The 20150-nt window shown below is 69.7% G+C and carries 19 protein-coding genes and 3 pseudogenes; 14 read left to right on the forward strand and 8 right to left on the reverse strand.

All coding sequences use genetic code 11. From position 1 onward, the window contains the following. Nucleotides 1-215: 215 nt before the first annotated feature. Nucleotides 216-503 (forward strand): annotated as a pseudogene (locus tag ACIRJP_RS38250) (transposase); the annotation flags it as partial. Nucleotides 504-532: 29 nt separating this feature from the next. Here ACIRJP_RS38250 and ACIRJP_RS38255 read toward each other — a convergent pair. Both ACIRJP_RS38255 and ACIRJP_RS38260 read right to left on the reverse strand, forming a co-directional pair. After that, nucleotides 533-1075 carry a GNAT family N-acetyltransferase gene (locus tag ACIRJP_RS38255; protein WP_404184940.1) on the reverse strand — a complete coding sequence of 181 codons (543 nt, stop codon included), beginning with the start codon at nucleotides 1073-1075 and terminating at the stop codon, nucleotides 533-535. Between the two features lie 30 nt (nucleotides 1076-1105). Next, a complete protein-coding gene (locus ACIRJP_RS38260) occupies nucleotides 1106-2170 on the reverse strand; it encodes a cation diffusion facilitator family transporter (protein ID WP_404184943.1) in 1065 nt (354 codons plus the stop codon). An 80-nt stretch (nucleotides 2171-2250) separates the two neighbouring features. Between ACIRJP_RS38260 and ACIRJP_RS38265 the strand changes: the two genes are divergently transcribed. The 4 genes from ACIRJP_RS38265 (at nucleotide 2251) to ACIRJP_RS38280 (ending at nucleotide 4408) form a co-directional block, all read left to right on the forward strand. After that, nucleotides 2251-2610 carry an ArsR/SmtB family transcription factor gene (locus ACIRJP_RS38265; protein WP_404184946.1) on the forward strand — a complete coding sequence of 120 codons (360 nt, stop codon included), beginning with the start codon at nucleotides 2251-2253 and terminating at the stop codon, nucleotides 2608-2610. 328 nt (nucleotides 2611-2938) lie between these two features. Beyond that, nucleotides 2939-3367: a Ku protein gene (locus ACIRJP_RS38270; protein WP_404184949.1), complete on the forward strand. Its 429-nt coding sequence runs from the start codon at nucleotides 2939-2941 to the stop codon at nucleotides 3365-3367. Continuing rightward, nucleotides 3367-3918 (forward strand): hypothetical protein, encoded by a 552-nt coding sequence (locus ACIRJP_RS38275; protein WP_404185007.1) that lies wholly within the window; start codon nucleotides 3367-3369, stop codon nucleotides 3916-3918. Before ACIRJP_RS38270 ends, ACIRJP_RS38275 begins: the two co-directional genes overlap by 1 nt. A 247-nt stretch (nucleotides 3919-4165) precedes the next feature. Continuing rightward, nucleotides 4166-4408, forward strand: a complete 243-nt coding sequence (locus tag ACIRJP_RS38280) for a hypothetical protein (RefSeq protein ID WP_404184952.1) — start codon at nucleotides 4166-4168, stop codon at nucleotides 4406-4408. Nucleotides 4409-4611: 203 nt separating this feature from the next. On the opposite strand, the gene ACIRJP_RS38285 is transcribed toward ACIRJP_RS38280, so the two are convergent. After that, on the reverse strand, nucleotides 4612-4977 hold the full coding sequence (locus ACIRJP_RS38285; RefSeq protein WP_404184955.1) for a hypothetical protein: 366 nt from the start codon (nucleotides 4975-4977) through the stop codon (nucleotides 4612-4614). An 807-nt stretch (nucleotides 4978-5784) separates the two neighbouring features. Here ACIRJP_RS38285 and ACIRJP_RS38290 point away from each other — a divergent pair. The 3 genes from ACIRJP_RS38290 (at nucleotide 5785) to ACIRJP_RS38300 (ending at nucleotide 9774) form a co-directional block, all read left to right on the forward strand. After that, nucleotides 5785-7254, forward strand: a complete 1470-nt coding sequence (locus ACIRJP_RS38290) for a PLP-dependent aminotransferase family protein (protein WP_404184958.1) — start codon at nucleotides 5785-5787, stop codon at nucleotides 7252-7254. A gap of 133 nt (nucleotides 7255-7387) precedes the next feature. Further along, nucleotides 7388-8479, forward strand: a complete 1092-nt coding sequence (locus ACIRJP_RS38295) for a sugar phosphate isomerase/epimerase family protein (protein WP_404184961.1) — start codon at nucleotides 7388-7390, stop codon at nucleotides 8477-8479. Continuing rightward, on the forward strand, nucleotides 8476-9774 hold the full coding sequence (locus tag ACIRJP_RS38300) for a nitrate/nitrite transporter (protein ID WP_404184964.1): 1299 nt from the start codon (nucleotides 8476-8478) through the stop codon (nucleotides 9772-9774). Before ACIRJP_RS38295 ends, ACIRJP_RS38300 begins: the two co-directional genes overlap by 4 nt. Nucleotides 9775-9970: 196 nt before the next feature. Here ACIRJP_RS38300 and ACIRJP_RS38305 read toward each other — a convergent pair whose 3' ends face one another. Next, complete coding sequence (locus ACIRJP_RS38305; RefSeq protein ID WP_404184967.1) at nucleotides 9971-10729, reverse strand: GntR family transcriptional regulator; 759 nt, start codon at nucleotides 10727-10729, stop codon at nucleotides 9971-9973. A gap of 261 nt (nucleotides 10730-10990) precedes the next feature. On the opposite strand from ACIRJP_RS38305, the gene ACIRJP_RS38310 reads away from it, so the two are divergent. The 5 genes from ACIRJP_RS38310 to ACIRJP_RS38330 all read left to right on the forward strand — a co-directional run bounded on the left by ACIRJP_RS38310 (nucleotide 10991) and on the right by ACIRJP_RS38330 (nucleotide 15772). Next, nucleotides 10991-12091: an ABC transporter substrate-binding protein gene (locus tag ACIRJP_RS38310; RefSeq protein WP_404185010.1), complete on the forward strand. Its 1101-nt coding sequence runs from the start codon at nucleotides 10991-10993 to the stop codon at nucleotides 12089-12091. Then, complete coding sequence (locus tag ACIRJP_RS38315) at nucleotides 12088-13020, forward strand: ABC transporter permease (RefSeq protein ID WP_404184970.1); 933 nt, start codon at nucleotides 12088-12090, stop codon at nucleotides 13018-13020. Before ACIRJP_RS38310 ends, ACIRJP_RS38315 begins: the two co-directional genes overlap by 4 nt. Next, nucleotides 13008-13835 (forward strand): ABC transporter permease, encoded by an 828-nt coding sequence (locus ACIRJP_RS38320; RefSeq protein ID WP_404184973.1) that lies wholly within the window; start codon nucleotides 13008-13010, stop codon nucleotides 13833-13835. The genes ACIRJP_RS38315 and ACIRJP_RS38320 overlap by 13 nt, the downstream gene beginning before the upstream one ends. After that, nucleotides 13832-14959, forward strand: a complete 1128-nt coding sequence (locus ACIRJP_RS38325; protein WP_404184976.1) for an ABC transporter ATP-binding protein — start codon at nucleotides 13832-13834, stop codon at nucleotides 14957-14959. The genes ACIRJP_RS38320 and ACIRJP_RS38325 overlap by 4 nt, the downstream gene beginning before the upstream one ends. Before the next feature lie 108 nt (nucleotides 14960-15067). Continuing rightward, nucleotides 15068-15772, forward strand: a complete 705-nt coding sequence (locus ACIRJP_RS38330; RefSeq protein ID WP_404184979.1) for an HAD family hydrolase — start codon at nucleotides 15068-15070, stop codon at nucleotides 15770-15772. Nucleotides 15773-15979: 207 nt separating this feature from the next. On the opposite strand, the pseudogene ACIRJP_RS38335 reads toward ACIRJP_RS38330, so the two are convergent. The 4 genes and pseudogenes from ACIRJP_RS38335 to ACIRJP_RS38350 all read right to left on the reverse strand — a co-directional run. After that, nucleotides 15980-16255: pseudogene (locus ACIRJP_RS38335) on the reverse strand (IS6 family transposase); the annotation flags it as partial. Nucleotides 16256-16409: 154 nt separating this feature from the next. Continuing rightward, nucleotides 16410-17351, reverse strand: coding sequence for an ornithine cyclodeaminase family protein (locus ACIRJP_RS38340; protein WP_404184982.1), 942 nt, complete (start codon nucleotides 17349-17351; stop codon nucleotides 16410-16412). Beyond that, nucleotides 17348-18481, reverse strand: coding sequence for an aminotransferase class I/II-fold pyridoxal phosphate-dependent enzyme (locus tag ACIRJP_RS38345; protein WP_404184985.1), 1134 nt, complete (start codon nucleotides 18479-18481; stop codon nucleotides 17348-17350). Before ACIRJP_RS38345 ends, ACIRJP_RS38340 begins: the two co-directional genes overlap by 4 nt. Next, nucleotides 18478-19131 carry a transcriptional regulator gene (locus ACIRJP_RS38350; protein WP_404184988.1) on the reverse strand — a complete coding sequence of 218 codons (654 nt, stop codon included), beginning with the start codon at nucleotides 19129-19131 and terminating at the stop codon, nucleotides 18478-18480. Before ACIRJP_RS38350 ends, ACIRJP_RS38345 begins: the two co-directional genes overlap by 4 nt. Here ACIRJP_RS38350 and ACIRJP_RS38355 point away from each other — a divergent pair. Further along, a pseudogene (locus ACIRJP_RS38355) lies at nucleotides 19102-20121 on the forward strand (recombinase family protein); the annotation flags it as partial. The gene ACIRJP_RS38350 and the pseudogene ACIRJP_RS38355 overlap by 30 nt on opposite strands. Nucleotides 20122-20150: the final 29 nt, after the last annotated feature.

A 20150-nucleotide genomic window follows, 5' to 3' on the forward strand; every position in this document is an offset into this window, starting at 1 on the left:
CTACCTCGCCGGCCTCCACCTCCGCGCCTCGATGATCTGGGTCAAGGACCTCACACGAGCAGCCCCTTGATCACAACCAAATACGCTCCCTAGTAGGGCTTGGTCATGTGTGGTCCGTGATGGCGTGTCTTCTTGATCGGTCGTGTCGTTGATCGGGTGAGCTGGGTGAGGAGTTGGCTGCGGTCCGGTGTGATCTGGAGGACTTCGCGGCGGAGATGTTCGAGCCGTTCGCGCGGGCGGATCAGCGACGGTGGGGCGGGGTCTGTCTGCGGGGCCTGCTGCTGGACGGCGGGCGCAAGTCGGTGGAGCCGATGGCCGCCCGCTTGGGCGAAGACGGGAACCGGCAGGCGCTGGCCCACTTCGTCACCTCCAGCCCGTGGGATGCGGCGCATGTGCGGGCCCGTCTGGCCTGGCGTATGCAGCCGGTCGTCAACCCCACCGCGCTGGTCATCGATGACACCGGGTTCCTCAAGGACGGGGACGCGTCGGCGTGCGTGACCCGGCACTGAGGTGTCGCCTGCCGGAGTGGGGTCTACAGCGGGGCGAGGAGCATGAGGATCTCGTCGCGGTCCTCGCCGTCTGCGAGGCGGAGGGCACCGGGCCAGCGGCCTATCTCTTTCCAGCCCAGCTTTGCGTAGAACGTCTCCAGGCCGGCGCCCCCGCGCGCGGCCAGGTGAAGTTGTTCGAGGTGCATGTCGTCGCGCGCGATCCTTCGGGCTTCTTCGACGAGAGCGGCACCGACGCCCAAGCCGCGCACGGTGGTCCGCGTCTGGACATGGTGGAGGGTGCCCCAGTGGGAGATGAGTGCCCAGGGGTCGCGGCGCACGGCGAGCCATCCGGCCAGCTCGCCGTCGAGGTGGGCGATGATCAGCCGGCTGGTGCCCGGGGCGAGGCTGTCGAGGAGGGTGTCGAGGGCGGATGTGACTTCGCAGGCGGTGACGGGCGGGAAAGGGAATCCAGCCGCGCCGCCCGCGTTGGTCACCTCCATCCAGCACTCGGCCAGCTCCGTCCGCAGATGGGGAAGGACTTCCTCGCGGGCGGTGAACTGGGAGAAACGCAGGGCTGTCTGACTCATGTGGGGGAGTGCTCCTCTTCGGCTGGCGCTTCAGGCGTGGGCATGGTGGGCCAGGGCGTGGTGAGGGTCGCGCTCCCCGGTCACAGGCTGGACGTCGGCGTGGATCACGGCGGCGGTCAGCTTGGGAACGGCGTGGAGGAGGGCGTGTTCGGCTTCGACGGCGATGGCGTGTCCGTCCCGGACGCTCTGGGTGCCCTCGATGATGATGTCCGCCTCCGCGCGGAGGCGGTGCCCGATCCAGCGCAGCCGGAGCTGTCCCGTCCCGCGGACTCCGGGCACGGCGTGCAGGGCCGTCTCGGCCGCGTCGACGAGGGCGGGGTCGACGGCGTCCATGACGCGTTGGAAGACCTCCCGGGCGGCGTCGCGCAGGACCAGCAGGATCGCTGCGGTGATCAGCAATCCCACCACCGGGTCGGCGAGCTGCCAGCCCAGTGCGGCGCCGCCGGCGCCGAGGAGGACGGCGAGGGAGGCGTAGCCGTCGGTGCGGGCGTGCAGCCCGTCGGCCACAAGGGCGGCCGAGCCGATCTCACGGCCGACGCGGATGCGGTAGCGGGCCACCCACTCGTTGCCCAGGAATCCGACCACCGCGGCGGCAGCCACCACCCACAAGTGCGTCATCTCGCGCGGGTTGAGCAGCCGGTCGATGGCCGTCCAGGCGGCGAAGAGCGCTGAGGCGGCGATGGTGGCGAGGATGGCAACGCCCGCCAGGTCCTCGGCCCGGCCGTAGCCGTAGGTAAAGCGGCGGGTCGCGGCCCGTCGGCCGAGGACGAAGGCGATGCCGAGCGGTACGGCGGTGAGCGCGTCAGCGGCGTTGTGCACGGTGTCGCCCAGCAGTGCCACCGACCCGGAGATGACGACGATCACCGCTTGCGCGAGAGCGGTGACGCCGAGGACAGCCAGGGAGATCCACAGCGCCCTCACGCCGCGGGCGGAGGACTCCAGCGCCGAGTCCAACTTATCGACGGCCTCGTGCGAATGCGGCACCAGCAGATGCCCAGCCCGGCGTCGCAGCCGGGCGAACCGCCCGGTGCCCTGGTGGCCGTGAAGACCTGAGCGCCCCGGTTCCTTGTACGGATGGTCGTGGTCGTGACTCAAGGGCTCCTCCTCGGCAGTGTGCGGGCAGGACGAGGCTGCCGCCGTTGGACACGGGCAGCACCAACCCCCATTATGTGCGTATGAGCGCACGCTTGCACCTATCAACTGCGCACGATGCGCACCCGCACCGCCCTGCCGAGGAACAGTTCGCCCTCGCCGCGGAAATCCTCGCCCTGCTGGGCGACCGAACCCGCTTGGTTCTGCTGCACGCCCTCACCCAGCAGGAGGCGGACGTGACCACGCTGACCGAGCGGTGCGGCGCCCAGCGCCCGGCCGTCAGCCAGCACTTGGCCCGCCTGAGGCTGAGCGGACTGGTCACCACCCGCAAAGAAGGCCGCCGAGTCATCTACGCCCTGGCCGACGGACACCTGCGCCGGGTCGTCGACGAGGTGCTGAGCCTGGCCGACCACCACCTCACCGACCGGCCACCGCACGACTGACCCGGCCACCGCCGCCGGAACAGCTTTCGGGGACCTCGTCCTCGTCCGGCTTCCGGTGTGTCCTGGCCGCCGCCGGTGTGCTGGCCGCGCTCGGCTGCCCTTTCTTCTCCATCCGGCAGGGGGATGGCCGGCTGTGGATCGGGGAGGAGGCCAGCTCGGCGAAGGACGGGGCACTACGTTCCGGTCCGGAACACTGATCCGGGGTATGGCCAAGGCTCGCGAGCGGCGCAGGCCGGACCCACGTCGGCAGCCGAGCCCCAGGGTGATCAGGTGTCCGGCGGGGAAGGAGACAAGGAGCACGGCATCGCAGGTCGAGGTGGTGACCAGGATGGCCAGACCCGTATGGACGGGGATCGTCTCCTTCGGGCTTGTTTCGTTGCCAGTCGCCCTGTACACCGCGACCGACAGCCATACGATCCGCTTCCACCAGCTCCAGCGCGGCACTGCAGACCGGATCCGCAACCGGCGCGTCAACGAGCGCAACGGTGATGAGGTGCACCTGGACGAGATCGTCAAGGGCTACGACACCGGCAGCGAGTACGTGATCGTCGAGCCCAAGGAAGTCGACGACATCGCGCCGGGGCGGTCCAAGGCCCTGGAGGTATCGGAATTCGTCGATCTCGACGCAGTGTGGAACCAATCTTCTTCGACGAGACGTACTACCTCGGGCCACGGGGCGAGCAGTACGGCAAGGTATAGGCCCTGCTCCAGCGGGCCCTGGCGGAGTCGAACAAAGCAGGCATCGCAACCTTCGTGATGCGCGGGCGCGAGTACCTCGTCGCTCTGAAGGCCGAGGACGACCTGCTGACCCTGCACACCCTGCACTGGGCGGACGAGATCCGAGACCCCCACCAGGAGGTCCCCGACCTGCCGGACAAGACGGAGCCGACCGCCGCCGAGGTGAAGATGACCCACCAGCTCATCGACGCCCTCACCACCGACTGGGACCCGGAAGACTTCCACGACACCTTCCAGGAGAAGGTAGAGGCGCTGATCGAGGCCAAGGCCGTCGGCGAGGCCGTGGAGAAGGCCGAGCCGGCTGCGAAGCCCACCGGTGCGGTGGACCTGATGGAGGCCCTGCGCGCCAGCGTCGAGCGGGCCCGCAGCCCGAAGGACACGGGAGAGAAAGCCGACACCTCCGACAAGACAGGGCGCGGGAAGCCTGCCGCGAAGAAGCACACCAAGGCCTCGGACATTGGGTCGCTACAGTCGCTGACCAAGTACGAGAAGGCCACCAAGGCTGGAGTCAAAGGGCGCTCCGGAATGACCCACGATCAGCTCGCCGACGCCCTCGCCAAGGGCAGCTGAGGACGCCGCGGCCGACTGTTTCGGGGGCTCTGGGAACGTCTTGCGGATGTGCGGCTGGGCGGGGACTGCCCCACAGGCGAAACGGCGCTGACGCGCAGGGTGTCGCCCTGGCACGTTGAGGTTTCAGCTCGGCAGCGGTTCGGTCCTAGGTGCCGGGATCTTCGTCATGGCCTCCCTACCGGGCGGGCGCGATATCGTGATGCTCCTGATGTCTGTTGCTTTTCATGACCCGGCAGGAGCGTTCCGCGTGCCCGAGGACCCCATCGCCCAGAGCGAGCTTGCTGCCCTGACCCGGCGTTTCGAAGAGGTCGCGGGGAAGCACGACCGCGAGTTCGGGATCATCAAGTCCGACCTGACCGCGGTGCGCCTGCAGATCGGAAACCTGGACCAGAAGGTCGAGGCTCTCGACAAGAAGATCGACCGGAACCAGGCCCAGATCATCGAGCTGCTCACCGAGCTCGTGGGGCGTCGTACCGACAACGCAGGCTGACCTTTCCGGGCCCGATGCCCGTTCCTGACGTTCGCGCAGCGCTTGGACGAGCGCCGAGGTGAGCTGTCCGGCCGCCGAGCCGACCAGCCGCGGCAGCGCCAGGGCGGCGGCCATTTCCCCCCACCCCGGCCTGCAACTGTCCGGGCAGCATGTTCGCGAACTTCCCGGCCAGCCCAGTGCGCCGGATGTATTCGTCCAGTGGCTCACCGGGGTGTATGTGCTCCCAGTAGTGCCGCAGAGCCGCGTCGAAGGTCGGCACCGGCCACGTGCTGCTCGAGATAGTCGGTGAGCCGGTAGCGGGGATGGGCAGGCGAGCCCTCGCCGTGACGGGAACGTACACGGGTCAGTGCGCCCCGAGCGCCCCGTACGGGGCGGGCGGCATTGGCAAGGGCCTCCTCGAACCAGTTGTCCGATAGCTGGTTCCACTGGGTGTCCGCGAGATAGCCGCCTGCGGCGACCTCCAGCAAAGTGGGCGGCAGAGCCGGGCCGAGGCCCAGTCGGCGGGCATCGATGGCGGCGTCGATGAGTGCCCGTGCTGCAGCCGGAGCAAGCCGGCAGGCGTCCATCACGGTCGGATTCGATGTTCAAAAGAACGGGCGGCACCGCCGTCGGTGGCGCCCGCGGCAGGTCCGCACCCGCCCCCGTGCATGGGGCGGCTCCGGCAGCGGCGACGGGCCCAGGCGAGGGACGCCGACGACCAGCTTGCCGCCGCTGACGCAGGCGGCCACGCACACGAACAAGGGCCCGGCGCGACTGTCCGGAGGCGAAGCGGCGGCGGGGCCGTCGCCGGGGCGGGCCGTGGTCGGGGACCGTGAGCGACGGCGCGGTCCCGGATGCCGTCCAGGAGCTTGGCGGCCGTCTTGGCGGCGACGGCCTCGAACGCCCGGCGGGTCTGCTCCATCATGGCGACATCGGTCGCCTGCTCCGGGCCGCGGCTCGCCTTCCGGTCCGTACGGGACGGCCGCGGGCGGGACCTCGGGGCGGCGGGCACGACGACGATGTGCGGCCGGGTCCGGGAGCCCAGGCGGTCCGAGCGCCGCACCGCATGGCCCCGGGCCGTCGGCGCGCCGACGGCAAGACGGGCCCATGCGGGCGCGGGCCGGCGGACGCACCAAGGCCCGGTCCTCCGTGTCGCGCGGGTACAGCGGTCGTCGGCGACGGCCTGCACGATCTGTTCGTTTCCAGGCCGGGCTGGTGGGGGCGGCCCCGCAGGGCGTGGGCGAGGCGGCGACGGGCTGCTTCGGCGAGCAGGTGCCGACGCTTGCACGCGCCGCGTATCACGTACCGTTGCCTGACGCAGCGCACTAGCTAGCTAGGATGAGGGCATGCCAGACCCACCGGCGCGCCCGCGCATCATGAAAGGTGCCGGGGGCCGGATGCTGGCCGCGGTCAAGCTCGACCGCGGTAGCGCCCTGCCGCTGCACCTGCAGCTGTATCGGCATCTGCGGGGACTCATCCTCGACGGCACCCTGCCGCCGGAAACCCGATTGCCCTCGACGCGGACGCTCGTCGCCGAGCTCGGCGTCTCGCGGCTGACCGTGGTCACCGCGTTCGAGCAGCTCACAGCCGAGGGGTTCCTGCGTGCACGCCAGGGGGACGGCACGTATGTGGACGCACTCTGGACGGCCGCGATGGCACCGGCGCCTGTTGCGCGCCCGCAGCTGTCCGAGCGCGGCGCAGCGACGTCGGCACGCGGTGCCAGCCTGTTCAGCGAGGCGCCGCACTGGTGGGATCCGAAAGACACCGAGTCGTTCGTCCCCAGCCAGGTCGCGGCATCCGCGTTCCCTGCCGGCGTGTGGCGGCGGCTGCTGACCCGGCACGCAGCGCGCACCGACGCAGCCGCCATCGGGTACGGCGACCCGCGCGGGTACGAGCCACTGCGCCAGGCGATCGCCGACTACCTCAACGACGTGCGGGGCCTCGGCTGCGGCGCCGAGCAGATCGTGGTGACCTCCGGGGCACAACAGGCCTTCAATGTCCTGGCGGTGCTGCTGCTCGACCCTGCCGACACGGTGCTCGTCGAAGACCCCGGCCACATCTCCGGAAGGCTCGCGTTCCAATCGCAGGGATGCCGTGTCCACGGCGTTCCAGTCGACGACGCGGGCGCGGTGGCGGCAGGGGGCGACCCATCTGCACGCCTCGCCTACCTCACGCCGTCCCGGCAGCATCCCCTGGGCACGGTCATGAGTCCGGCGCGGCGCGGGGAGTGGATCGCGTGGGCGCAGGCGCACGGGCGTTGGATCGTCGAGGACGACTGCGACAGTGAGCTTCGCTATCACGGCACGCTGCTGCCCCCGCTCTTCGGACTCGACCAAGCGCGACGCGTCATCTACGTCGGCACGTTCAGCAAGGTGCTGGCGCCATCGCTGCGACTGGGCTACGCCGTGCTGCCCCACGACCTCGTCGAGCCGTTCACGTCGGCCTGCTCGGTGATCGGCCGCACCCCCGCGACCGTGATGCAGGCGGCGCTCGCCGACTTCCTCGCCGAAGGGCACCTGCACACCCACCTGCGGCGCACGCGCCGGCTGTATGCCGCCCGCCAGGACGCCCTGCTCGAACAGCTCGACGCGCAGCTTGCGCGCCGGCTGACGGCGAGGCCGGTCGCCGCCGGGCTCCACGTGATGGGGTGGCTTGAGGAATCCGTCAACGACATCGACTGCGCGCGCGGTCTCGCCCGGCAGGGCGTCTTCACGTACCCCCTGGGGGAGTATCGCGTGCAGCGCCGGCTGCCGCCCGCGCTGCTGATCGGGTTCGCGGGCACCGCAGCCGAGCACATGGCGCGTGCCGTGGCGCGGATGGCAGAGGCGTTCGAGCGGCTCGAACCCGGCGGAGCTGCCGAGGTGTAGCCCGAGAGGCGGGCCCGCCGAATTGGTCCGCAGAACTGGGCTGTCAATGGCTCTAACGCACCATCCATTGCGTTGTTAGGAAGAAGAGGTGGCGGCGACGCACAGTCGCGACCCGCTTTCCAAGGAGACAACGATGCCCCACCTCGATGCGCAGTTCCGAGCACTCCTGAGTCCGAACCTCACCGCAGCCGAGATCGAGCAGATCCCCGGCCTGACGGCCGAGCGCGCGCGGGTGCTGATCGACCGGATCGACCAGATCCGGCTCTTCGGTCACTCGTACGCCCTGCTCACCAACCTCACCTTCGGCACCTACGGCCCCGACGACGTCCTCGACTTCGCCCGGGAGCACGATCTGGCCGGCGTCTGCATCCATGTCCTCGACGGCGAGGAGCGCAGCCTGAGCCGAATGAACGACGACCGGCTTCGGGCCTTCGCCGCCCGTGCCCGCGGCTACGGCATGGCCTTGCACATCGAGATCAGCACGACCGAGCGTGAGCCCGTGGACGAGGCCGTCCGAATCGCCGGCGTCCTCGGCGTCGAGCACATTCGCGTCTACTCCCGTTACGAAGGGCAGCTGTCGCAGGTGCTGTCGCGCATCGAGGACGACCTGCGCCGCCTCGGCGACCTCGCCGACATCCACGGCCTGCACTTCTCGTTCGAGCAACACGAAGAACTGCGCTCCGGCGAGATCGCTCAGCTGCTGCGCACCGTCGGCCACCCCCGTCTGCACGTCATGTTCGACTTCGGCAACATGATCAACGCGTGTGAACAGCCGATGGATGCCCTGGCCCAGCTGGCGCCGCATATCCTGCAAGCGCACCTGAAGGGGGTGCACGTCCTTCCCCAGGGCGACGGGTTCGGCCACCGCGGCGTGCTGCAGGGCAGCCCGGAGGACGATCTGCCGGGGGCGCGGATGTTGTTCGACCTGCTCATGCTCGGCGACGGCGAGCCGCAGGTCATCACCTTCGCGCTCGAACAGGAGAACCTGTACTACGCGCCCGCCTTCCGCCATCACAGCGAAGGCGACGATCCCTTCATCCCCTACCGGGAGCTGAGCACCACGGGCCTTCCCGAAGGATGGGAGCTGCGCGGCCTGCTCGCCGCCGAGCCCGGCTGGGCCGTCGACCAGGTCGTCCACGTGCGCGGGCTGCTCGCCCGGATGCGCGAACTCGCTGCGGCTCGCCTGGCCGCCGCCGACGCTGGCGCCCAGGCAGGTGCGCAATGACGAACATCATGATGAAGGCCGCGCCGGTCAAGACCGGGTTCGACAGGGCCAAGGGGACGCGCTTCGCGGTCCTCGTGATGGCGGGCGGCACCATCTACAAGCTCGCCAACATCAAGGACGTCTTCTACGTCCCGATGCAGCAGCAGTTGGGGCTGAGCAACACCGAGATCGGTGCGCTACTGAGCGTGAACTCGATCGTCGCGACAGCGCTGTTCGTGGTCGGAGGGTACCTGGCCGACCGGTTCTCGACCCGCATCCTGATTCCACTCGGGCTGATCGGCGCGGGCGGGCTCGGGCTCTATATGAGCACGTTCCCCGGGTACGGGCAGTTGGTGCCGATCTTCGCGGTGCTGGCAGTCTGCTCCGACTGCCTGATCTGGCCGGCACTGCTCAAGAGTGTCCGGCGCCTGGGCGGGCCGGAAGAACAGGGGCGGCTGTTCGGCTTCTTCGAGGGCGGTCGCGGCGTCGTCGACACACTGGTTGCCTTCTCGGCGCTCGGTGTCTTCGCCCTGCTCGGCTCGGGCGCCGCCGGCTTCCGTGCCGCGATCTCCTTCTACGCGCTGATTGACATCGCCGTCGGCGTGCTCCTGTTCTTCCTGCTGCGTGACCAGGGCCCCGAGTCCGCCGTGGATGCGCCGAAGAAGAAGCGTGTCGGTCTGAGCGAGATCCTGCATGCCGCCCGGCTGCCGCAGCTGTGGTGGGTCAGTGCAACTGTGTTCATGGTGTACGTCGTGTACTGCGGTCTGACGTACTTCATCCCCTACCTCACGTATGTGTACGGGCTGCCGGCCGCCCTCGCCGGCGCCTACGGCATCATCAACCAGTACGGCCTCAAGATCCTCGGCGGCCCGCTCGGCGGGGTACTCGTCGACAAGGTTTTCCAGGGGGCCAGCAGGTACCTCCGGCTCGCGTTCGTGTGCCTGATCCCCATCACAGTGATCATCCTGCTGCTGCCGGCCGGTGGGCAGAACCGGGTCCCCGCGATGGCCGCCTGCCTGCTGTTCTCACTGATCATCTTCACGATGCGCGGTGTGTTCTGGGCGCCCATGGACGAGGTCGGCATCCCCAACCAGGTCAGCGGCACCGCGTTCGGCATCGCCTGCCTCGTCGGTTACGCCCCCGGAATGTTCGCCTTCCTCGTGTACGGCGCGATCCTCGATGCCAACCCAGGTGCGGCGGGATACCACCTGGTGTTCGTCCTGATGGCCGCACTCGCGCTGGTGGGTGCGGGAGTCGCAACCGGCCTGGCACGTGTGGCCCGCGCGCACCGTACCGCCGCCGTGCGGGAGGGCTGAGCCCGCTCCGCTCGGGGTGCGGAAGCTGAGCGGGAAACGGAGGTACAGCCACGACGAGGCGCAGCTGAAGGTGGTGCGAGAGCGCTACGGAGCGCAACCAAACGCCTTCGGCAACATCCTGCTGCTCGCTGCGACCGGCCAGGTGAAGGGACGGTGGCGGGAATTCCCCGTACCGATGTGCAGCGCCTCGGCCTGGTCAGCCACGGCGGCGCGAAAGCGCTGTCGTGGCTACCGAGTTATGCACCGTGAATGCCACCGTGCCCGGCAGAAAGCGGTCCTCCGACCACGCCAATGGTGTGCCCGCCGGATCTGTCACACGCCGCCGCTCCCGTATCAACGGCCCGCCGGCCGCGCAGCCGAGCCGACGCGCGTCCTCCGCGTCGGCGTAGACGAGGTCAATGGTGTGTTCGGCGTCAGCGAACACCACTCCGAGGTCCGCCAGTGGCTCGGTGTGCGAGACGGCATCGGGTTCCAGGCCGGCGATCATGGCGCCGATACGCTCAGGGTAAATACTGCGTTCGATCATGATCGGCACACGTGACAGCGTCCGCAGCCGCAGTACCCGGTATATCTGCGACCCTGGTTCGAGAGCGAGTTGTTCACACTCCAACGGGCCGGCGGGACGGCATTCGGCATCGATCGTGCGGCCGCCCGGTTCCTCTCCGATCGATCGTGCCCAGCGGGTGAAACTCAGCAGCTCGAAGAAGCTCTGAGTGCGTGCGGTGCCGAGTACGACGCGTCGCGTACCACGTCGGGACGTGACCAGGCCGTTGGCGCGCAGTACCGACAGCGCCTGGCGAACGGTGCCGCGGGACACGTCGTACTGCTGGGCGAGTTTCTCCTCACTGGGCAGACGGCCGCCGGCCCCGTAGGCCCCCGAGGCTATGGCTTCCCGCAAGTCGGCTGCCAACTGCCGGTACCTGGCCCCGGCTGCCCGACCGTCTGCGCCTGCCATGCCGCCCCCCTTCGCCATCAACCGCCTCCCGCTGCTCCGGATGACCTTATCCGCTGGTCGCAGCCGTCTGCCAGGCAGGTTCCAGCCGCCCGGCCGGCGTACAACCTCTTCCCGTGAAGCTCGCCCCTTCGCGTGCTGGTGTTCACCTCCTGGACACCCTCCCTCGCGGTAATGGCCCAAGTTGTACAGCCAACTTCACTCCACCTGGAGAACCTTGTGAAACTGCACGTTCGCACGGTGAGCCTTGCCTGCTCCGTCGTCATGGCCGCGGTCGGACTCACTGCCTGCAGCTCGTCCAGCAGCGCTGGGGGTGGTGGCGGCAGCAGGGCCGCGACCTCGGCAGAGGAGTTCGGCGGCATGGACGCCCTTGTCTCAGCCGCGAAGAAGGAGGGCAAGTTGAACGCCATCGCCCTTCCTCGCGACTGGGCGAACTACGGCGAGATCATCGACACCTTCGAGAAGAAGTACGGGATCAAGGTCGAGGTCGAGAACCCCGGCGGTTCCAGCCAGGACGAGATCAGCGCGGTCACCTCCCGCAAGGGCCAGGACCGCTCTCCGGACGTCATCGACGTGGGCAGTGCCTTCGCCATGAGCGCGGCCGGGCAGAACCTCCTGGCGCCGTACCAGGTCAGTGCGTTCGATCAGATTCCGAAGACGCAGAAGGACCCCCAGGCCCGGTGGTACAACGACTTCGGCGGCTATATCTCCATCGGTTGTGACGCGGCCCGCGTCAAGAAGTGCCCGAAGACCTTCGCCGAGCTGCTCGATCCGCAGTACAAGGGCCAGGTCGCGCTGACCGGCAACCCGACGAAGTCCGCCTCGGCATTCGGCGCCGTGTACGCCTCGGCACTCGCCGGCAAGGGCTCCTACGACAACGTCAAGCCCGGCCTGGACTTCTTCGCCCGCCTGAAGAAGGCCGGCAACTTCAACCCTGTCGAGTCGAGCCCTGCGACCATTCAGAAGGGCGAGACGCCGATCAGCATCACCTGGGACTACCTCAACGCCGGGTACGCGGATCAGTTCCGCGGCAATGGCGTCGACTGGAAGGTCAGCATCCCGGTGGACGGCGTGTACGCCAGTTATTACGCGCAGGCGATTGTGAAGTGGGCACCGCACCCGGCCGCTGCCCGCCTGTGGCAGGAGTTCCTGTACAGCCCCGAGGGTCAGAACCTGTGGCTCAAGGGCTACTCCCGCCCGGTGTTGATGCCCTCGATGAAGCAGGCTGGAACTCTCGACACGGCCTCCGCGGCCAAACTCCCGCCGGTACCCGGCAACGGTGCGGGCGCCTTCCCGACCGAGGGCCAGATCAGCAAGGCCAAGCAGGACGTCGCCCAGGGCTGGGCCCAGGCGGTCGCCGGATGAGTGCCATCCAGACGGTGGCCGGCGGCGACAGCCGGGCCCGTTCCGCCGGCCGTAGCGCAGGCCTCGGGGCCGGCCGGCGGCGACGCCTTCCGCGCCTGGCCGGTTGGCTCGGTGTCCTGCCGCTGCTCGTATTCGCCGCCGTGGTGTTCGGCCTGGCTTTCGGGACGATGGTGTTCGGCGCGTTCACCACACCCGGGACCGAGCCGGGCGGGGCCCGTCTCACCGGCGCGAACATCAGCGCCTCGCTGCACGGCACCTATCTGACCGCGCTGATCGGCAGCGTCAAGCTCTCCGCCGTCTCCGCGCTGATCGCCACCGCCGTCGGCCTGCCGATCGCCCACGTGATCGTGACCTCGCGATTCCGCGCCCTGCGAGAGGCGGTGCTGGCAGCGTCGGGCGTGCTGGCGAACTTCGGCGGTGTGCCGCTCGCATTCGCCTTCGTGGCGACGCTCGGCAACGCCGGCGTGCTGACGAGCCGCTTCCACCTGCTCAGCCATGGCTGGAGCCTGTACGGCTTCTGGGGCCTGACCTTGGTCTACCTCTACTTCCTGATCCCGCTCATGGTGCTCACGCTCACCCCAGCTCTGGAGGGGCTGCGGCGGCAATGGCAGGAGGCCGCCCGCAACAACGGTGCGAACGCCTTCCAGTACTGGACACATGTCGCGCTGCCCGTCCTCACACCATCACTCCTCGGCGGCTACGTATTGCTGTTCGGCAGCGCGTTCAGCGCCTATGCGACCGCCGCCGCGATGGTCGGCAGCTCGGTACCGCTGGTCACCATGCAGATCGCGGACGCGTTGTCCGGCGACGTCCTGGTCGGCCAGGGCAATGTCGCGCTCGCACTCGGTGTCGACATGGTGCTGGTGGCAGGGCTCGTCATGGCCATTCAGCTGCCGCTGCAGCGCAGGAGCACACGATGGCTCGCCTGAGCAAACCCCAGTATGGGCGCGCCGCCGTACTGCTGCTCACCGGTGCGTACTTCCTCGTCCCGATCGCCTGCGCCGTCGCCTTCAGCATCGGCGCCGGCATCCCGGGCCGGAGCATCGACTTCGGGGCCTACACCGGCATCTTCAGCGCCAACGGCTTCACCGACAGTCTGACGCTGACTCTGAAACTGGCCGCCGCCACCATCGCGCTTGTGCTGGGGCTGCTCGTGCCTGCCCTGGTCACCGTACGACTGGCCGCACCACGCCTGCGCACACTCGTCGAGATCGTGTGCATGCTGCCGCTGGTCGTACCCGCTGTCGCCCTTGTCGCCGGAATCAGCGCGGTGCTGCGCTGGGGACCCGACCACTTCGCCGGCACCCCGGTCTTCCAGGCCCTGGTAGCCATCCAGGATCAGAACTTCCCCTTCGTCCTGGTACTCGCGTACACGCTGATGGCACTGCCGCTGGCGTACCGCACACTCGACGCCGGGATCGCAGCCATCGACCTGCGCATGCTTGTCGAGGCCGCCCGGGCCTGCCGGGCTCCATGGCCGCGCACCCTCCTGCAGGTGGTGCTGCCCAACCTGCGCGGGGCGCTGCTCAACACAGCGTTCCTGACCCTGGCGCTGGTGCTCGGGGAGTACACCGTCGCCGCGATCCTCGGCTACCAGCCGTTCGCCGTGTGGATCCTCGCCATCAGCGGCTCGCAGGCGCAGATGTCCGTGGCCGTGTCGGTGATGGGCCTGCTCGTCACCTGGGCGCTGCTGTTGATCGTCGCCACTGCCGGACGCGCTCGTCATCCCAAGGAGAACCCATGACCGACCTGGTAAGCGACCTCAAAACCATGAGCCCGACGCGGACCGGTGCCACCGTCGAGTTCCGCGGGCTGCGCCGCTCCTTCGGCGCCACGACCGCGCTGGACGGCCTGGACCTGACGGTCGAGCCGGGTGAACTCGTGGCGCTGCTCGGCCCGTCCGGTTGCGGCAAGACCACCGCACTGCGCACCCTCGCCGGATTCGAGCGGCCCGACTCGGGCGAGGTGCTCGTGGACGGCGAGGACATCACGGGTGTTCCCGCGCACCGCCGCGACGCGGGCATGGTGTTCCAGTCCTACAGCCTCTTTCCGCACCTGACCGCCCTCGACAACGTCGCCTTCGGGCTGCGGATGAGCGGCAGCCGCAAAGCCGAGCGGCGGGCTCGCGCCGCCGAACTTCTCGATCTGGTCGGACTGCCGCAGCACGCCGGCCGCTTTCCGCATCAACTGTCCGGAGGCCAGCAGCAGCGGATCGCGCTGGCGCGGGCTCTGGCACTGCAGCCACGCGTGCTGCTGCTCGACGAGCCGCTGTCGGCGCTCGACGCACAGGTACGGCTGACGCTGCGCGAGGAGATCCGCCGCCTCCAGCGGAAGCTGGGCATCACGACCCTTTTCGTGACACACGACCAGGAGGAAGCCCTCTCCATGGCTGACCGGGTCGCAGTAATGCGTGCCGGGCGACTGGAGCAGTGCGCGCCTTCGGCGGAGCTGTACGAACGCCCCGCGACCGCGTTCGTTGCCGAGTTCGTGGGGGTGATGAGCCGGATCCCTGCCCGGACCGGGACGGACGACGGGACCGTGCACGTGCTCGGCCGCAGGCTGCCGGTCAACGGGAGGCTGCTGGGCACCGAGGGCGTCGGCGGCGCCGGTGAAGTGGACGTACTGGTAAGGCCGGAGGCAGTCGAGGTCACGGCGGACAAGAACGGTACGTCCCGGATTACGGGCGCGGCGTTCCTGGGCGCGGCCTCGCGGTTGACCGTGCGGCTGGCCAACGGCGCCGAGGTGTCGGCCGACGTGCCCACACACGCCATGACCACGCTACCGGTCGGTGCGACGGTGACGCTGACACTGCCGGAACGGCCCGTGCTGGTGGACCGCCGCCGCGCAAGCGGCGGCGGGGGGAGCTGACGGACCAGACCGATGCCCCACCAGAAGACACCGTCAGTTGTCATCGACCCGGCTGACGAACCCTTTGCTGGACGCGGAGCGCCGTCTGCTCCCGCTCCTGACTTCCAGATGGAGAAACGCACCTTGGAACACCGCATCGCCGCGCCCGTCATCCCCGCTGCCGTCCTGTTCGACATGGATGGCACGCTCGTCGACACCGAGCGGCTGTGGAGGGCTGCGGTGGAACAGGTCGCCAACCGGATCGGGCGGCCACTGACCGACACGGACACCCCTCATGTACTCGGCCGCCCGGCTGCGTACACTGCTGCTCACCTGCGCCGCACTGGTGCTCCGGCGGCCTGTGACGCCGGCGCGCTCGCCACCGAGCTGGATGCCGTGTTCGCCGCCCGGGTCGCCCGCGATATCGTCCCGCGTCCGGGCGTACTGCGCCTGCTGGACGAGCTGGCCACGGCCGGCGTGCCCACAGCGATCGTCTCCGCCTCGCCGCGCCATGTCGTCGACCTCGTGCGAGCGGCGCTGGGGGAGGACCGGTTCACGCTGACTTTCGCAGTCGAGGACACCGTCCGCACCAAGCCGGCGCCTGACCCGTACCTGGCCGCAGCCGCTGCTCTGGGCGTCGATCCGCACACATGCGTGGTCGTCGAGGATACGCCCACGGGTGTCGCCTCGGCCGAGGCTGCCGGGTGCGCGGTGCTCGCCGTGCCCTCCACCGTACTGATCCGGCCCGCGGCCAACCGGACAGTCCTCGACTCCCTGGAGCGGGCCGACCTGGCCCTGCTCGGCTCCCTCATCACTTCAGCGGAAAGGAAGTAACACCCCAGAGGGCGTTGTCACCTTGATGGCGCGGTGACCGGTCGATGGCGCTTCGGGGCGTGCTGAGGGGTGGTTTCGGTGCCCGTTTAAGCCGCGGTAGTCAGGTCGATGTTCTCGGTGACGTGTTCCCAGAGGGTGAAGCGGATGGTCATTTCGAAGCGGTGTTCGGCGGCGGTGCGGAGATGTCGCCGGGTGCGGAAGTGGGGTGAGATGCCACTTGTCGCCGGGCCGTGGCTGTCGGCGGCGCAGTCCGGCGGCGTAGGCCTGTCCGAACTTCAGACACCACCGCCGCACCGTCTCGTAGGAGACGATGACGCCGCGCTGGAGCATCAGCTCTTCGATCTCGCGGTAGGACAGAGGGAAGCGGAAGTACAGCCACACGCAGTGCGAGATCACCTCGACCGGGTACCGGTGACCCCTGTACGACGGCAGCACAGACGACACCAGCGATCCCCTCCCCAGCGTGATCAACACGAAGATCATCCCACCCGGTCAGCCAACGTGACAGTGCCCCCCGACGACTACGACGCCCACCTGGACGTCGACTTCACCGTGCTCGGCGACGATGAGGCGGCAGTCGTCCGAGCGGGGGCGGCGGACTGTCCGTCCGCTGCCCCGCTCAGACGATCCCAGACGCCTACGGGGCCAGCTCGCGCAGGACGGCCGAGGCGAGGGCCGCGTCGAGTGCGCCGACTCCGGTGAGGTCGGCGACCGTGATCGCACCGTCCGGCCGTTCGACGGGCCTTTCGAGCAGGAGGCCAAGGGGCGTGTCGCTGGTGTCGGTCGCGGCCCCGGCGCGCACGGCGTGGCCGAAGTCGCCATGGTCCAGGGACTGCTGGTGGTCGTCGGTGGCGATCAGTGCCGCGCGGGCGAAGAGTGCGGGCGGCAGTTCGTTCTTGTGGGGCATGTCGGTACCGATGCCGGTGACGTGCGCGCCCGCGCGGACGTGACCGACCTGCAGGACCGGGGCGGTGGCCGGTGTGGTGGCGATGACCATGTCGGCTGCGGCCGCCTCCTCGGCCGAGGCGGGCCGAGCATGAAGCCCGAAGGCGTCGAACTCTTCGCACAGCGACCTCATCTTGTCCTGGCTGCGGCCGTGGACGAGCACCGTGTCGATCGGGCGGAGCCTGGCCAGCCATTCGACCTGGAGGCGGGCCTGTTCTCCGGTGCCGAACACGGCCAGGGCGGCGGCGCCGGGCCGGGCCATGGCGTGGGTTGCCAGGGCGCCGGCGGCGGCGGTGCGCCAGGCGGTGAGCAGGCCCTGGTCGTCGAGGATCGTGCGGATCTGGCCGGTCTGGGCGCTGACGACGCAGACCAGGCCGTGGTTAGTGGGCAGGCCGGCGTCGGTGTTGCGGTAGAAGCCGGTGGCGATCTTGACGGTGAAGTCGGGCGTGCCGGTGACCCAGCCGGCCTTGACGTGGCAGTCGCCGTCGTCGTCGGGGAACTGCAGGTGCAGTGGTGGCGGAACGGTGGTGCGGCCGTGGCCGTGGGCGATCAGCGCGTCGCGGACGGCGGTGAAGACCAGCTCCGGGGTGGTGACGCCCTTGATCGCGGCGGTGTCGAAAACGGGCGGGGTCATCGGTTCGCTCGCAGCCACTGGGCGAAGGCGGCCAGGCAGTCTTCGGGGTTGGCGCGGCCGACGCCGATGCGGAAGCGGTCGGCGGGGGTGGGGGTGAGTTCCGAGCGGTAGATGCTGGCGGGCAGCAGCAGGACGCCGGCTTCCTCGACCAGTCGGGTGCAGAACTCCTCGACTCCGTCCGGGCCGAGGTAGCGGGGGTAGGCGACACAGCCGCCGTCCGGGGCCTGCCACTCGAAGAGGTCGGGGTGCTCGGCGAAGAAGGCGTCGAAGAGCGGCAGGTTGCGGGCGATGAGGGCCCGGTTGCGGTCCAGGATCGTGGCGCGGGCCTTGAGCGCGATGCGGGCCAACACCTCGCTGGGGGCGGAGTTGCAGATAGTGGTGTAGTGCTTGGCCCGCTCCAGGCGGGACAGCAGCTCTCGGTCGCGGCAGGCGATCCAGCCGATCCGCAGGCCCGGCAGGCCGAGCGACTTGGAGGTGACGTTCAGCGACAGGGCACGCTCGGACAGGTCGGCGGCCTGTGGCAGGGTGAGGGCCGGATCGCGTTCCAGGCCGCGGTAGACCTCGTCGCTGAACAGGTGGATGCCGCGCTCGTCGCACAGTCGCGCCAGCTCGGTGAAGTCGGCGGCGCTGATGACCTTGCCGGTGGGGTTGTTCGGGAAGTTCACCGAGACGACCCGGGTGTTCGGGCGGATCGCCGCCCGGATCGCGTCGAGGTCCAGGGCCCAGTCCCGGTCGGGGTCCAGGGCGACGCCGGTGACCTCGCACAGGGCAAGCGGCACGGTCTCGGCCGCCTGGTAGTTCGGGGTCACCACCACGGCGTGGTCGCCCGCGTCCAGCAGAACGTTCATCGCCAGGTAGAGGGCCTCCTCGGCGCCGGCGAAGCAGATCACGTCGGCCGCGTCCGCCCGCTCGTACATCCCGGCGATGGTCTCGCGCAGGGCCGGGTCGCCGTAGGTCTCGGTGTAGCCCAGCGACAGGTTCTCGAACGCGGCGCGGTCCGCGTCGTCGGCCAGGGCGAGTAGCTCGCCGAGCGTCATGGTCTGCACGTCGGAGGCGGTCAGGTGGTGGCGCGCGGTGAACTCCCAGCGGGAGAAGTAGGTTTCCAGGCGGAAGTCGGGCAGACGGGTCATGGGGTGTTGTCCTTGGTGCCGGGGGTGCGGAGTTCGGCCAGCAGGCCGTAGAGGGTGGAGCGGGAGACGCGCAGGGCGGCGGCGACGACGGGGGTGGCGCGGCGCACGGCGAAGACCTTGGCCTCGTCCAGGCGGGCGAGGACGGCCAGGCGGTCGGCGCGGGTCAGCCGCTCGACGGGGCGGCCGCACTCGCGCACGTACGCGCCGACGATGTGCTGGACGCTCTCGTTCCAGTCCTGCTCGAACAGCGGCTCGGGCCGGGGCGTCGCGGGGGCGCCGAACGCGGACAGCACGGCTGCGGCCTGCTCCAGCGGTGTGCGGTCCAGGTTGACGCACAGCACCGCGGCGGCCTTCCCGTCCGGCTCGCGCAGGACGGCGCTGACCGACGAGAGCCGCCGGCCGTCCGCGAGGGTCTTCTCGTACGGGCCGAACACGTCCCGAGCCGACGGGTCCAGCGCGTCCAGCTCGCCCAGCAGCGAAGGGTCTCCTGGGCCGCGGGAGGTCATCGGGTTCCAGATCGCCAGGATCCGGTCGGTCTCGGGGTCGTGCAGCACCACCTCGGCATACGGGCCGAGCAGCAGCGCGACGGCCCGACCCACGGGCGCCCACATCCGGACCCGATGATCTGTGTTCTCTTCGGCAGTCTCCACGCTCTGGACTTTACGTCCACACTGGACGAAGTGTCCAGAACGGCTCTCGCAAACGACCGTTTCCGGGACGGCCGCCCGCCGGGGCGGGCAGAGCGCGAAAGGCGTCCCGAAACCGGCGGGCGCGGCAGAGAAGCAGGACGGGTATTCGGGACGACCGCGCCGCGCGGCCGGGCGAGAGGGGAACACCTGAACGGCGACCTGGACGAGATCGCCGGCGCCGAGCTCGTCGAGCGCGAACCGTGCCCGCGGTGCGGGGCGCCGCCCGGATCGGTGTGCCGGGCGAACTCCGGCGTCGTCGCCGTCGACTACCACACCGGCCGGTACGCGAAGATCCCCAAACTGAAGTCCGGCCCCGCGATCCGTATCCCCGCCGCACGCGGCCCCGGCCACGCGTGGGAGCCCGGCCCCGAACCCGACCTCGCCGTCGGCTCCGCGCTCGCACGGGCCGGCGACCGCATCGGCTACGCCCGCGTCTCCAGCAAGGGCCAGGACCTCGCCGGACAGGTCCGCCTCCTGAAGAAGGCCAGCTGCGTGCGGATCTACGTCGAGAAGATCGGCACCCGGGAGAAGATCCGCCCCGAGTACAACGCCGCCCTCGCCGATCTGCGCCCGGCCGACACCCTCACCGTCACCATGCTCGACCGCCTCGGCCGCAACATGATCGAGCTCATCACCAGCGCGCAGGACCTCGCCGAGCGCGACCACCGCCTGGAGATCCTCTCCGGCCCGCTCGCCGGGATGTACGACCCGCAGGGCGCGGGCAAGGTCCTCTTCGTGATGTTCGCGGCGATGGCGGAGGTCGAGCGGGAGTTCATCCACGAGCGGACCCTCATCGGCCTGGACACCGCCGCGGCGAACGGCAACCACGGCGGCCGCCCGTCGGCCGTCGACGGCGACATGCTCGCCATCGCGCTCCGGCGCCGCGAGGCCGAAGAGTCCGTCACCCCGATCGCCCGGCACCTCGGCGTCGGCCGCTCCACCCTGTACCGGACGCTGTCCGCGTACGACGAAGCCGGGGT

It is taken from the genome of Streptomyces sp. NPDC102437 (assembly GCF_044765565.1).
In the GTDB taxonomy this organism is placed as follows: Bacteria; Actinomycetota; Actinomycetes; order Streptomycetales; family Streptomycetaceae; genus Streptomyces.

Coding starts and splice junctions, on each gene's coding strand:
- ACIRJP_RS38255 (WP_404184940.1), bottom strand. CDS start 1,075: ATGAGTCAGACAGCCCTGCGTTTCTCCCAGTTCACCGCCCGCGAGGAA.
- ACIRJP_RS38295 (WP_404184961.1), top strand. CDS start 7,388: ATGCCCCACCTCGATGCGCAGTTCCGAGCACTCCTGAGTCCGAACCTC.
- ACIRJP_RS38265 (WP_404184946.1), top strand. CDS start 2,251: ATGAGCGCACGCTTGCACCTATCAACTGCGCACGATGCGCACCCGCAC.
- ACIRJP_RS38290 (WP_404184958.1), top strand. CDS start 5,785: ATGCTGGCCGCGGTCAAGCTCGACCGCGGTAGCGCCCTGCCGCTGCAC.
- ACIRJP_RS38315 (WP_404184970.1), top strand. CDS start 12,088: ATGAGTGCCATCCAGACGGTGGCCGGCGGCGACAGCCGGGCCCGTTCC.
- ACIRJP_RS38340 (WP_404184982.1), bottom strand. CDS start 17,351: ATGACCCCGCCCGTTTTCGACACCGCCGCGATCAAGGGCGTCACCACC.
- ACIRJP_RS38310 (WP_404185010.1), top strand. CDS start 10,991: ATGGCCGCGGTCGGACTCACTGCCTGCAGCTCGTCCAGCAGCGCTGGG.
- ACIRJP_RS38325 (WP_404184976.1), top strand. CDS start 13,832: ATGACCGACCTGGTAAGCGACCTCAAAACCATGAGCCCGACGCGGACC.
- ACIRJP_RS38330 (WP_404184979.1), top strand. CDS start 15,068: ATGGAGAAACGCACCTTGGAACACCGCATCGCCGCGCCCGTCATCCCC.
- ACIRJP_RS38300 (WP_404184964.1), top strand. CDS start 8,476: ATGACGAACATCATGATGAAGGCCGCGCCGGTCAAGACCGGGTTCGAC.
- ACIRJP_RS38345 (WP_404184985.1), bottom strand. CDS start 18,481: ATGACCCGTCTGCCCGACTTCCGCCTGGAAACCTACTTCTCCCGCTGG.
- ACIRJP_RS38270 (WP_404184949.1), top strand. CDS start 2,939: ATGGCCAGACCCGTATGGACGGGGATCGTCTCCTTCGGGCTTGTTTCG.
- ACIRJP_RS38320 (WP_404184973.1), top strand. CDS start 13,008: ATGGCTCGCCTGAGCAAACCCCAGTATGGGCGCGCCGCCGTACTGCTG.
- ACIRJP_RS38275 (WP_404185007.1), top strand. CDS start 3,367: ATGCGCGGGCGCGAGTACCTCGTCGCTCTGAAGGCCGAGGACGACCTG.
- ACIRJP_RS38305 (WP_404184967.1), bottom strand. CDS start 10,729: ATGGCAGGCGCAGACGGTCGGGCAGCCGGGGCCAGGTACCGGCAGTTG.